Annotated in this window: 12 protein-coding genes; 9 read left to right on the forward strand and 3 right to left on the reverse strand. The window is 55.2% G+C overall.

Translation table 11 applies throughout. From position 1 onward, the window contains the following. Nucleotides 1–3 precede the first annotated feature (3 nt). The 3 genes from cydB to U738_RS09445 form a co-directional block, all read right to left on the reverse strand. On the reverse strand, nucleotides 4–1,005 hold the full coding sequence (gene cydB / locus U738_RS09435) for a cytochrome d ubiquinol oxidase subunit II (protein WP_035579575.1): 1,002 nt from the start codon (nucleotides 1,003–1,005) through the stop codon (nucleotides 4–6). Nucleotides 1,006–1,007: 2 nt separating this feature from the next. Beyond that, a complete protein-coding gene (locus tag U738_RS09440) occupies nucleotides 1,008–2,423 on the reverse strand; it encodes a cytochrome ubiquinol oxidase subunit I (protein WP_035579577.1) in 1,416 nt (471 codons plus the stop codon). A 256-nt stretch (nucleotides 2,424–2,679) separates the two neighbouring features. Continuing rightward, nucleotides 2,680–3,657 (reverse strand): calcium/sodium antiporter, encoded by a 978-nt coding sequence (locus U738_RS09445; RefSeq protein WP_035579578.1) that lies wholly within the window; start codon nucleotides 3,655–3,657, stop codon nucleotides 2,680–2,682. Nucleotides 3,658–3,999: 342 nt separating this feature from the next. Here U738_RS09445 and U738_RS09450 point away from each other — a divergent pair, with 342 nt between their 5' ends. The 9 genes from U738_RS09450 (at nucleotide 4,000) to U738_RS09490 (ending at nucleotide 13,008) form a co-directional block, all read left to right on the forward strand. Continuing rightward, the gene (locus U738_RS09450; protein ID WP_231896840.1) at nucleotides 4,000–5,373 is read left to right on the forward strand and encodes a paraquat-inducible protein A; all 1,374 of its coding nucleotides are present in this window, start codon (nucleotides 4,000–4,002) and stop codon (nucleotides 5,371–5,373) included. After that, on the forward strand, nucleotides 5,366–7,051 hold the full coding sequence (gene pqiB, locus U738_RS09455; RefSeq protein WP_035579581.1) for an intermembrane transport protein PqiB: 1,686 nt from the start codon (nucleotides 5,366–5,368) through the stop codon (nucleotides 7,049–7,051). The genes U738_RS09450 and pqiB overlap by 8 nt, the downstream gene beginning before the upstream one ends. Before the next feature lie 10 nt (nucleotides 7,052–7,061). Then, complete coding sequence (locus U738_RS09460; RefSeq protein WP_035579583.1) at nucleotides 7,062–7,649, forward strand: PqiC family protein; 588 nt, start codon at nucleotides 7,062–7,064, stop codon at nucleotides 7,647–7,649. Between the two features lie 65 nt (nucleotides 7,650–7,714). Next, a complete protein-coding gene (locus U738_RS09465) occupies nucleotides 7,715–8,221 on the forward strand; it encodes a helix-hairpin-helix domain-containing protein (protein ID WP_035579584.1) in 507 nt (168 codons plus the stop codon). A 279-nt stretch (nucleotides 8,222–8,500) separates the two neighbouring features. Further along, complete coding sequence (locus U738_RS09470) at nucleotides 8,501–9,757, forward strand: DEAD/DEAH box helicase (protein ID WP_035579586.1); 1,257 nt, start codon at nucleotides 8,501–8,503, stop codon at nucleotides 9,755–9,757. Between the two features lie 95 nt (nucleotides 9,758–9,852). Next, entirely contained in the window at nucleotides 9,853–10,356 is a 504-nt protein-coding gene (locus tag U738_RS09475; RefSeq protein WP_035579587.1) for a hypothetical protein, read from the forward strand. Nucleotides 10,357–10,381: 25 nt separating this feature from the next. Then, entirely contained in the window at nucleotides 10,382–11,593 is a 1,212-nt protein-coding gene (locus U738_RS09480) for an MFS transporter (protein WP_035579589.1), read from the forward strand. Between the two features lie 17 nt (nucleotides 11,594–11,610). Next, on the forward strand, nucleotides 11,611–12,681 hold the full coding sequence (locus U738_RS09485; RefSeq protein WP_035579591.1) for an asparaginase: 1,071 nt from the start codon (nucleotides 11,611–11,613) through the stop codon (nucleotides 12,679–12,681). Between the two features lie 87 nt (nucleotides 12,682–12,768). Beyond that, on the forward strand, nucleotides 12,769–13,008 hold the full coding sequence (locus U738_RS09490) for a DUF2789 domain-containing protein (RefSeq protein ID WP_035579593.1): 240 nt from the start codon (nucleotides 12,769–12,771) through the stop codon (nucleotides 13,006–13,008). Nucleotides 13,009–13,013 lie beyond the last annotated feature (5 nt).

Here is a 13,013-nt window from a genome sequence, read left to right on the forward strand (position 1 = left end):
GGATCAGTGATATCCCTCGCCTACACGCACCTTGCCGCGGAACACCCAATAGGTCCAGGCGGTATAGGTCAATATAATCGGGATGACAAACACCATACCGACTAGCAGGAATAGCTGTGACTCGGGTGATGAAGCCGCGTCCCACAGCGTGTAGTTCGGGGGCACAATCACCGGCCATTTACTGACGATCAAACCCAGGTAGGTGAAAACATAAATGCCGATAGTCGCCAGGAAAGGCACCCCTTCACGACGCTTCTGTACCGAACGGAAAACCACAAAAGCGCAAGCCAAGGCAGCAAAGGGAAAAACCCAAATCAGTTGAATATTGCCGAACCAGCGTTCCCAGACCAGAGGATTCACAAACGGCGTCCAGAGGCTAATCACGGCGAAAACAAACAGCACCAGCGCCAGCAGCAGCGGAGTGATTTTGTAGGCCCAATCCTGCACATGGCCCTCTGATTTGAGTATTAGCCAAGTCGCCCCTAGCAGCGCGTAGCCCGCCATCAAGCCAAGCCCAGTTAGCACTGAGAACGGCGTTAGCCAGTCAAAGGCACCGCCTACATAGGCGAAATCTTCAACCGGAAAGCCTTGAATATAGGCCCCTACCACAGCCCCTTGAGCGAAGGCGGCGACCGCCGACCCCCAGCAAAAAGCGCGGTTCCACCAACGCCTGTTGCGGCGAGACTTGAAACGAAATTCAAAGGCAACGCCGCGAAAGATCAACCCGGCCAGCATTAAGAAGACGCCGATGTAAAGCGCAGGCAAGAACACCGAATAAACCAGCGGAAAGGCGCCTAACAAGCCAGCACCGCCGAGTACCAGCCATGTTTCGTTGCCGTCCCATATCGGCGCCACCGAGTTCATCATCACATCCCGAGCATCTTCATCGGGAGCAAAGGGGTAGAGAATACCCAACCCCAAATCAAACCCATCCATAAGCACATACATCATGATGCCGAAACCGATGATGAAGGCCCAAACTAACGTTAGATCAAACATTTCCATGTCTAGCTCCTCACCGGGTCAACGTCATCATCAAAAGGCGTATGCGCCGCCGACATAGGCCGCATGGGGCGCTTGAAGTTCTCGTCGGTGGTTTCGCGTTCCTCTTCCGGCAGCATGCCGTTACGCACCACACGGGTGAGGTAATAAATGCCCGCGTAAAACACCACGCCGTAGACCAAGGCATAGCCAATCAGCGTAAACAGCGCCATAGGGCCGGTGAGCGACGGGGTTAAGCCCTCGGCATGGGTCATCATGCCGTAAACCAGCCACGGCGAACGGCCTGACTCTGTGACGATCCAGCCCGCCAAAACAGCCACAAACGGCATGGGAATCATCGCCGTCAGGCCTTTTAAAAATAGCCGCTTGTCGTAGATACGACCTTTGCGACGCAAGATTAACCCCGTCAACGCCACCGCAATCATCAGCAGACCAATCCCGACCATAACGCGGAAGCCCCAAAATACAATCAGCACCGGCGGCTGCTCGTCAGGCGCCGCCTCGCTAATGCCAGGCACTTCCCCATCAAGAGAGTGGGTCAAGATGATACTGGCCAGGTTCGGAATACCCAGCTCAAAGTGGTTGGTTTGTGCGTCCTGGTCAGGGATGGCGAACAGCAACAGCGGCACATTGCCAGAGGTCTCCCAGTGCCCTTCCATGGCAGCCACTTTCGTCGGCTGGTGCTCTAAGGTGTTAATGCCATGGAAATCGCCAATGACCGCCTGGGTCGGTGCCAGAAACAGCAACAGCCAGAGACACATGGAGAGTGCACGACGATTCGCTTCGGGGTCACGGTCACGTAACAGGAACCAAGCACTCACCCCTGCCACAACAAAGCCACCGGTCAAAAACGAGGCAACGGCCATATGCATAAAGCGGTAAGGAAACGAAGGGTTAAAGATCGCCTCGCTCCAGGAAGTCACGTGGAAGCGAAAGTCGATCAGCTCAACGCCGGCAGGAGTATGCAGCCAGCTGTTAGCCGATAGAATCCAGAAGGAAGAGATAAAGGTGCCCACCGCCACCATAATCGCCGCAAATAGGTGCACCCCTTGAGGGACTTTACCGCGCCCAAATAGCAGCACGCCCAAGAAGGCTGCCTCTAAAAAGAACGCCGTGACGACTTCATAGCTAAGCATGGGCCCGAGGAAATTCGAAGAGGCCTGAGAAAAGTTGCTCCAGTTCGTGCCGAACTGAAAGGACATTACGATGCCTGACACCACCCCCATGCCAAAGACAACGGCAAACACCTTTGTCCAGAATAGCGAGAGGCGATCCCACGCAGGATTCTTCGTCTTGAAGAACAGGCCATGGAGCAGCGCGATATAGGACGCCAAGCCAATCGTGAACACGGGGAAGATAGCGTGAAACGACACAACGAATGCAAATTGCAATCGCGATAATACCAGCGGATCAAGTTCCATTTCACTCTCCTAAGACCTGAATCGGTATCCCATATGGGTTAACACAAGCTTAGTAGAGCCTTTATGGCACGACACTTTTAGTTATAAGCACTAAGCTTATTGCTTTACGCCAGGACCCTGTCACTAGCGCCCCTCTTGGACAATTATTATACAACAAGCCTTCACTGCCCAAGATGAGTCGCATTGACGCACCGATCAGCCTGCGCCAACCTTGATGGCCTAAATACCATAGCGGCACGCCATGACGATAAAAGCACTACCGAGACATTATCACCACGCTGACCATATAGCCGGTGTAAGCGACAAATAGGGCCAGCAGAACGCCCCCTTCCAGACGATTAATGCGCCGTGGGCGGCCGCGCCAAGAAAACGCAAACAGGATCATCAGTAGCGTCATGCCGGTCATCACGCTCCAATCCCGCACCAGCACCTCTCGCCCTGATTCGATAGGCGCAATCAACCCCGCAAGACCAACGACCGCCAAGCTGTTAAACAGGTTAGAACCAACCACATTGCCCAGCACCATATCATGCTCCTTGCGACGCAGAGCGGTGATAGAGGATGCGAGCTCGGGCAGTGACGTACCTATAGCTACCACGGTCAGACCAATAATCAAGTCGCTCACACCGAAGCGCAGCGCAATCTCAACGGCGCCCCATACCAGTAGACGTGAACTAGCGATCAGCAGCACTAGCCCCACTAACGTCCACATAATGGCTTTCCCCCTGGACATCGGCTTGTTGTCCAGGGTTTCTGCCACTTCAGATACGATTGAATCTTCGGGCTGATTCCGAGACCGCAAAATGCTGGCAACAATAAAAACAACCAACGCCAGCAAAAGAACAACAGCCTCCCAGCGCGCAACAAACCCGTCCAGCAGCATCAAGCCTGTTGCTAGCATCACCAGCATTAATATCGGCATCTCTTTACGAATAACACTAGAGTGAACCGAGAGGGGCGCGATAAGCGCTATCAAACCGAGTATCAAACCAATATTGGCTATATTTGAACCGTAAGCATTACCGACCGCCAAGCCGGGATTTCCGTCCAGCGCCGCAAGAACCGACACCATCATTTCCGGTGCTGAGGTACCGAAACCAATAACCAGTATCCCGATCAACAGTGGTGACAAGCCAAGCCAACGCGACGTTGCCGCAGCACCGTCGATAAACTTCTCGGCACTCCAAACCAATAGGACTAATCCAAACACAACCGCTAATGTGGGAAGCAACATTTCGTTTCCTTCGTGGCATAATGATTGGCACTGCTCACAGATTCTGATCTAAATAACACTTCATAGCGACGGTAGTAAGATGCTATTACTAGCAATCCTTGCCACTATATTGCGACACTGAGAAGCTAATCCGACGCAGAATTACGCGGCCATCCCGAGCATATTTAACAGCTCGTCACTGCGCCGCAGCATCGTTGTCTAAACTAACGCCTTGGTCAAGCGGCTAGCCTATGTTTTTGAAGATTATTTCAGCGACATAGAGTTGCTAAACTACGTATTTGACAGCTTAATCCGCCACATCCTAGTAGTTTTGCTAGGGGCTCGCACTGAGAGTTTTGGTTTTTGCCTCCACAACGATTGATTAAACGCCCTACATTGCCGGTCAACGCCCCCCTCGTTGACCGTTTGCCACCTGAGGCCAGAACTCAGCGACGGCGTTTGCGTGCCTGTCATGAGTGTGACTGGGTATCGGCGTTGACGCCGTTAAACTCTGGCGAGAAAGCCAGCTGCCCACGCTGCTCACACGTGCTGGTTAAACGCCACCGCTACCCAGCCCAGCGCAGCATGGCTCTAGCCATTGCCTCGCTTGCGGCCCTTATAATGGCAGTGTCGTTCCCGTTTATTAGCTTTACTGTCAGCGGAGTGAGTAACCGCATTGAACTGACACAGACGGCCACCACGTTGATCGGCTTTCACCAGCCGGTGGTCGCCATAGCGGTCATTATGACCATTGTGGTACTGCCCGCGGTCTACCTACTGGGCGTTATCTGGCTGCAGTTTGGGCTACTCCGCGATCGCCCCCTGCCCTTTAGCCGTGATATTGCCAGGTCATTAGCGCACTTAACGCCGTGGATGATGGCCGATGTGTTTATTATCGGCGCATTGGTCAGCCTGATAAAAATCGCCGGCCTGGCCGACGTGACCATAGGCATCTCCTTCTGGGCATTTTGTGCTTTTGCACTACTGCTACTGATGACCAGTCAGTCCCTGGACGCCGATTGGATGTGGTTCTCGCTAGAGGGAGAACCACTGGCTCCCGAAGGCACTCAGACAGGGCTACCGGCTGGCGAACAAGGGCTAACCGGCTGCCCCACCTGCGGGCTGATCAACAGGCTATCGCCACAGGGCCGTGGGCGCTGCATTCGCTGCCATGAAAAACTGCATCAGCGGCTACCGAACAGCTTGCAGCGCACATGGGCACTTCTCGGTGCATCGGCCATCATGTACATTCCAGCCAATGTATACCCTATTATGACCACCACCAGCTTAGGCAACTCCTCGCCTTCGACCATTATTGGCGGTGTGGTGCAACTGATTCAGATGGGCTCATGGCCGATTGCAGTAGTTATCTTTATTGCCAGCGTGATCGTCCCCGTCGGCAAATTGGTGGCGTTAACCTGGCTTTGCTTAGTCGTCAGGCGTAGCAGTGCATTAAACGCCCAAAGCCGCACCCGGCTGTACCGCTTAACAGAATTTATCGGCCGCTGGTCAATGGTCGATGTCTTCGTGGTGGCCATCTTAGTAGCGCTGATTCGCGCGGGCTCCTTGATGTCCATTACACCAGGCCCGGCGGCACTCGCCTTTGGCTCTGTGGTTGTGTTAACCATGTTGGCGGCTATGAGCTTTGATCCGCGCTTGATTTGGGATACTCCACTCCCACCTCGTCACTCTCTTCTTCGCCGTAAAGCGGCCACCAAGGAACCTGTTGATGGCTAACGAACCAGCATCGTCAAATCCCAGCCCAACAAACGGTCAGGATCTAAATAAAGCCAAAACATCACGCCAGACCCGGCTCTCGCCCATTTGGGTCGTGCCTATCGTCGCGATCGCTATCGGTTTATGGCTGGTTTATGACAACTACGCCAGTCGTGGCACCCAAGTAACGCTGACCATGGAGAGCGCCGAGGGGATCGAAGCGGGCAATACGCTGATTCGCAGCCGTAATGTTGAAGTTGGCCGAGTGCAGAGCGTGCGCTTGTCTGACGACCTTTCCCATGCGGTGTTAACCGCCCGCATTCAGCCAGAGGTAGAGGATATGCTGCGCGAAGACACCCGCTTTTGGGTGGTCAAGCCGCGCATTGGCCGTGAAGGTATTAGTGGGCTGGGCACCGTGCTCTCTGGCGCTTATATTCAGCTTGAACCAGGCACAGAGACAGCACCCCGGCGAGAATTCCCGGTAAGCGATATCCCCCCTGTTGCGCCAGCAGGCCAAGCAGGCCTGCGTCTTAGCTTAACGAGTCAACTGGGCAATTCACTGCGGGTAGGTGATCCAGTCTCCTACCAAGGCTACACCGTAGGCCGTATCGAAGAGAATAGTTTTGAGCCCGAGTCACGCACCATGAAGCATCAGGTGTTTATTGAAGAGCCGTATACCAATTTAGTCACCGATAGCACCCGTTTCTGGACCGCTAGCGGTGTTGATTTCCGCTTAGACGCCGACGGTGTTCGGGTTAACGTTGAATCCCTAGAAGCACTACTGGGGGGCGGTGTTACCTTCGGCGTACCCGAAGACCTGCCGATGGGACAACCCGTTGAAGCCAATACGCACTTCACCCTCTATGCCGATGAAAACGCCGCACGGGAAGGCACCTTTAACCGCTACTTGGAGTATGTGCTGCTGGTAGACGAAACGGTACGCGGACTTTCCAAAGGCGCGCCGGTAGAGTTTCGCGGCGTGCGACTGGGCACCGTTGCCGCAGTGCCCTGGAACTTTACCGCACCCCAGCCCGACTCGCGCGCACGCTTTGCGATTCCCGTCCTGATTAGGATTGAGCCTCAGCGCCTGGGCATAGAAAATAGCGATATTGACCTGGAAGAGTGGGAGGCACGCTTCCAGCGCATGTTTGGCTTGGGGCTGCGCGCCTCGCTAAAAAGTGGCAGCCTGCTGACGGGCGCCCTGTTTGTCGATTTAAACTTCCAGCGTGATCTTGCCGATGAGTATGTTGCCGAACGCTTCTCGGATCGAGCCGTATTCCCCACCGTGCCTGGCGGCTTTGCCCAGATACAAGCTCAGGTGACGGATTTACTCGAGAAGTTAAACGCCCTTGAGGTCGAGCCGCTGTTAACCGGCTTGGATCGTAATCTGCAGGCTTCTGAGAGTATGCTGAATGAGGTTCGCGATGTGAGCACCTCCCTTAACCAGTTGCTCAATGACCCGGAAACACAAGCTGTTGGGGGCAACCTAAACGCGACGCTAGAAGAACTGCGCAGCACGCTACAGGGCTTATCCCCTTCATCGCCTGCCTACCAGGAGCTTACAACGGCGATTGAACGGTTGGATCGCTTGATGCGTGACCTGCAGCCACTCACTCGAACGCTCAATGACAACCCCAGAGCACTTTTGTTTGACAATCTGGATGCCCAAGACCCCATTCCGCGTGCGCCGCGTGATTAAGGAGCAAAGTATGTTGATATGGATTAGGTATTTGCTGCTGCTGTTGGTCTGCTTACTGGTCTCCGCCTGCGCCAGCAGCGTCACGCCCCCTGCACGCTATATGCTGCCGAGCGCGCCATTGGCAAGCACTCCCCAACAGCCACAGGGCACGCTACTGGTCAGCTCCCCTCGGCTTGCCCATTACCTTGATGTCGATGGCATCGTGATGCAGCTCGACGATATTACCCTGAACGCTGCGCGGGAACACCAGTGGGCCGAAGGGTTGGGCAGACAGCTAGAGCGAAGGGTGCGCGCTAACTTAGCGCAAGCGCTGCCAAGGCTTAGGGTTATGCGTGAGGAAGGTGAACAGGCCAACGCATTGACCCTGCGCCTCAACGTTGATCAATTCCAGGGCCGCTTTGACGGTGTCGCCGTGGCTAGCGGCCAATGGCAATTGCTTAACGCTGTGGGTGAACTGCTAGCGATGGAAAATTTCCACACGGAAACAGCCCTTGCAGAGGATGGCTACCCCGCTCTGGTGCGCGCATTAAGCGATAGCTGGGATCAGGCTGCCGAGCTTATCGCCAACGCAATACGCCAGGGCGACTATTTTGATTAGTCAGCGCTTTTCTAAACGGGGCTTGCTGCACTAAGCTTAATGCTATTCCTCTCTGGGGTGCCCACATGACAGATGAACCGAACCAAACGACTGAAGTGCCGGTTGAACAACTGCGTGATGCCATTAACGCCCTAATGGAAACAGTAACGGCGCTGATAGAGGGCGAAGCGTCTCAAGGGGTTTTTGAAACAGCCCTCAATAGCCACGACGCCCTTCGCGATCAGCTAGCAGCACGCACACTCGACACCTCAACACTGGCCGCGCTCCAGCGCATCGAGCAATTTATTACTGTTCAAGCTGGGCACTACTATCAAACGGTTAACGGCGAATTTGATGAACAGCAAAGCGGCCGCTTTATCGCCCTCTTTGCGCGACAGCTATTGGCGCTCGACGGTGTCGGGCCAGCCACTGCGCGCCAACTCTTTCAACTGGGGGTTTTCACCCCTGAGCACTTTTTTGCCTTAACGCCTAAACAGGTGGCACAACTACAACTACCGCCCGCTACCTTAGCTCGGGTAATTCCACTGCATGCCCAGCACCCATCACTGACACGTGACAGCGAAACAAGCTGACGCTGCATAACCGTGTTACACTATTCGTCTTATTACTGACACGTGTTACTAACGCCTAGGTTTACTGGTGTGTCCGTGCACATCAGATGATAGTGCGCCTTGGCGCTATCTCCTTCACGTCTCCTGTCATCCACGGCTAACCAACGACCATCGCGGCACACTGAATTATCTGGCACACTTCGCTGCCGCGATGGTGAATCAACCTCGCTTTTTGAACATTACACCTAGTGATAACAACCACTTAACGGTATTAATTCACTAGGTGATTGCGGAGAACGCATGAGCTTTTCTGAACTTGGCCTGCACGCCGATTTGTTACGCGCTGTCACAGCGCAAGGTTACACCGAACCTACCCCGATACAACGACAGGCCATCCCCGTCGTATTAGAAGGTCGTGACATGCTAGCCAGCGCCCAAACCGGCACTGGCAAAACCGCTGGTTTTACGCTGCCAATGCTGCAACGCCTGAACACCGGCAAACGACCTGCGAAACGTCAGGTACGGGCGCTGGTGCTAACCCCGACCCGTGAGCTTGCCGCTCAAGTAGGCGAAAGCGTGTCGACCTATGGCCAGCATCTGGCCCTGCGCTCTCACATTATTTTTGGCGGCGTTGGCCAACAGCCTCAAATCGATGCACTAAAAGCCGGCTTGGATGTACTCGTTGCCACCCCCGGTCGACTGCTGGATCTTCACCAACAGGGGCATGTAGACCTCTCCTGCGTTGAGATTCTAGTGCTTGATGAAGCGGATCGCATGCTAGATATGGGCTTCATCCATGATATTAAACGCCTGCTGCGGCTGGTGCCTAAAAAGCGCCAAAACCTACTGTTCTCAGCAACGTTCTCTAACGAGATCCAAGCCCTAGCACAACAGCTGCTGGATAACCCGGCGATGATTGAAGTAGCGCCGCGCAATGCCACCGCCGAGAAAATTGAGCAGGCTATTTACCGCGTTGATCGCGAGAAGAAGCGCGAGCTTCTGGCCCACTTAATCCAGCAAAACGGCTGGTTTCAAGTGCTGGTATTTACGCGCACTAAACATGGCGCTAACCGCTTGGCCGAGCAGCTCTCCAAGCAGGATATTCCCTCCATGGCGATCCATGGCAACAAAAGTCAGGGGGCGCGCACCCGCGCGTTAACCGCCTTTAAGAGTGGCGACCTGCAGGTACTCGTGGCCACCGATATTGCTGCCCGTGGTCTGGATATCAATGAGCTGCCCCACGTCGTCAATTTTGATCTCCCCAATGTGGCGGAAGATTACGTCCACCGCATTGGCCGTACCGGCCGTGCTGGCAGCAATGGCAAAGCCGTCTCGCTGGTGTGTGTTGACGAAGACGCCCTGCTGGGCAGTATTGAGCGACTCATCAAACAGACGCTGCCAAAACATATTGAACCAGGCTTTGAGCCCGACCCCAGCATCAAACCTGAGCCTATCGAGAATGGCCGACGCAATCAGCGCCAGCCGCGTGCCAAGCGCAAACCCGATGGCCAGAGTGCCAATACGGGTGGTGAGCGTAAACGACGCGTTCGCCGCTAGCTCAGAGCGCAGGAATATGCGAAGGTGCCCCCTTCGTATATTCCAAGCCGCTGTTTCCAGCAGCTATTTCAGCCAACACCTTTCACGGAGTGAATATGGCGTCTTCTCAACTAATGGCCGAGTACCGCCAATGGCTGACGTTTCAACGTCAAGAGCAGCTCAGCCGCGAACATCAAGGGATCGTGCAGCGCTTAGAGGACGCCCGGGCGTCAGCTAATCAAGTAGTTCAAGCCTACCGCAGCATGGCTGAAAAAGCGTCGGTTGAAGGCGCTTGCTACCGCACGATCTTCTTACGCCAGCGGGAGGACAACCACGCCCTTCCCTGCGAAGGCTGGCTGTTTGTGCGCCGCGTACTTAGCGAAGGCAACAGTACCCGTGTGCGCGTCACGCTGCTTGAAACCTTTACCCTTGAAGACGGCATCATGGCGCCAGGCGATAAACCTGCACGCAAGTTAACGTTGGAAATATTCGATCAATTGAATATGGATAAAGGTATGCGCACCAACGTCAGGGTGGACTGCCTGGATACCCCCCAGGATTACCATTTCATCACGCTACTCGATGCCGTTCGTGGAGACTTGCGCCCCCACCTTAAGTAAAAGCGGATTTTAAATAAGTATAAATATGGCATCGCGTCGTTCAATTACGTTTATTTTGCTGATGGTTGTGGTGGGGCTAAATCTACGCCCCGCTATGTCTTCGGTCGCCCCCTTACTCACCCGGCTACAAGAGAGTGCGGGGCTTTCCGCTACCGCCGCAGGGCTACTCACCACGCTTCCAGTGCTGTTTTTAGGCCTCTCCGCGCCACTTGCTCCGACGCTGGCTAAACGCATAGGCAGCGAACGAGCACTGAGTGCAGCGCTGACACTACTGGCAGCAGGGCTTATTCTGCGTGGTTTGCCACTTCCCGGCGGACTCTTTGTCGGCTCGGCAATGGCAGGCTGTGCAATTGGCATTGGTGGCACTCTACTACCGGCCTTGGTTAAGCGTGAACTTCCCGACAGCGCCGACCTGCTCACCGGTCTATACACCATGGCGCTCTGTTTAGGCGGCGCCTTAGGAGCCGGGTTTAGCGTTCCTCTAACCCAACTATTGGGCAGCTGGCAAGCAAGCTTAATGAGTTGGTCTCTACTAGCGCTCTTCGCACTGCTACTGTGGCACTTTCAAATGCCCAGTACTACGAGGGCAGACATACCCACACCACCCAAAAGCGGCATTTTACGGCTACTTAAGCAGCCGCTTACCTGGCACATTATGTTCTTTATGGGCATTCAGTCTTCCATGGCATATATCGTATTTGGCTGGCTGCCCACGCTACTGGTTGATCGCGGCTACAACGAAGCCGATGCAGGCTGGACCATGGCGGTTTCGATTATGTGCCAGCTAGTCTCCGCGCTGGGCGCCCCCTGGGTTGCGCGCCTGGGTCGTGACCAGCGGCCCGCGCTATTACTGGTACTGATTAGCACCGCCATGGGTCTGTGGATGCTGCTTATCGCGCCATTAATATGGAAATGGCCCGGCGCCGCACTCCTCGGCATCGGCCAAGGCGGCAGCTTTAGCCTGGCGCTGAGCCTGTTAGTCTTGCGCACAGCCAACTCACGCCTTGCCGGTCAGCTCTCTGGGCTCGTCCAGGGCGGTGGTTATACACTGGCAGCACTTGGCCCTTTCGGTGTGGGGGTTATGCTGCAGTCAGGCGCCGACATATCACATATCGCCTGGCTATTGATCGTTCTGATCACGGTTTGCTGTGGCTTTGCCCTACTGGCGGGTCGCAACCAGCGCTTAGATGACCAAAGCGGTGGACTTTTGGTAGAGCACGTTACTCGTACTTACTGACCCTCCAGGAAAAGGCAATGAGCTCCCACTCCCCTTTAGCTGACAAGCCCCCTAATAAAGAGCGTATTCTGGTTATTTACACAGGCGGAACAATCGGTATGCAGCAGCATGCCGATGGACTTGCGCCTAGCGGTGACTTTGCCACTCGCATGGCAACGGCGCTGAACCAGCTACCCCTTACCCAACAGCAAGCTTTACCCGGCTATGATCTAGTTAGCTACGCGACATTAATTGATTCAAGCGCGGCCACGCCGCTTACCTGGCAACAGGTCGCCCGCGATGTGAGCGACCAGCTAACGGCCTACGCCGGCTTCGTCATTATTCATGGTACCGATACGCTTAGCTGGACGGCTGCTAGCCTTGCCTACCAACTCCAGGGACTGGACCGACCGGTGGTAATAACAGGCTCCATGTTGCCACTGGAAGCGCCCGGCAGCGACGCCTTAGGCAATTTGTATGGCGCGCTGCAGTTCGCCGCCAAGCCCGCGCTCCAAGAGGTGGCTATTTACTTTGCCGGGCAGTTGCTGCGGGGCGCCCGCGCCATTAAGCAGCACAGTCAAGCAGCCAACGCGTTCGCCAGCCCCAACTATCCATTGCTGGGTGAGCGGGTAGGCGACGACTTCGTTTATTACCCCAGCCGTGGACTTGGCCTTCAGCAGCGCGGCGCACCGCGTTTCGAGCTGCCCGACTACCGCTTGGTTAATCAAGGAGAGGTCGTCCGCATCGCCCTTTGGCCGGGCATTTCGGCATGGCAGTTAAGCGCCTGGCTGAGTGATCCACGGGTTAAAGGGGCGTTACTACAACTCTGGGGCGCCGGTAATCTGCCCGACGACCCAAGCTTACTGGACGTACTCGCCAAGGCCAGCGGGGAAGGCAAATTGCTTGCCGCCATCAGCCAGTGCCCGCAGGGTAGTCTCCATCTGGGCGCTTACGCTGCGGGGCATGGCCTTAGCGATGCAGGCGTTCTCGCCGGTGATGATATGACGCCAGAAGCGGCTTTCACCAAGCTAGCCCACTTAGTGGCGCAACCACTCGCACTAGAAGATCAGCGTCAGCGTTTTTTAACCTCGCTAATCGGTGAACGCTAGCCCGCCAAAGCGGTTGAAAGGTGGCGTAGGCTGAGAATCAAGCTATGTTATAGAAACGATTCTAAGCGTTTGAAGGAGCAACAGGTTATGGAAAAACCGGTACACCATTTCAGCGAACTATTCGAACAGTTAGGCTTGGCATCCGATGCAGAGTCAATTGAGCGCTTTATCCAGCGCAACGCCCCGCTCCCGGAAACAATGCCACTGGCTGAGGCCCCCTGCTGGAACGAGGGGCAGGCGGAATTTTTAAAAGAAGCGGTGGAAGAGGACGCCGACTGGGCCGAAGTGGTCGACCACCTCGACGCCTCAATGCACAAAGCTCGCTAGAACCG

Origin of the sequence: Halomonas sp. TG39a (assembly GCF_000744395.1) — a bacterium.
GTDB classification, from domain to species: domain Bacteria; phylum Pseudomonadota; class Gammaproteobacteria; order Pseudomonadales; family Halomonadaceae; genus Vreelandella; species Vreelandella ventosae_B.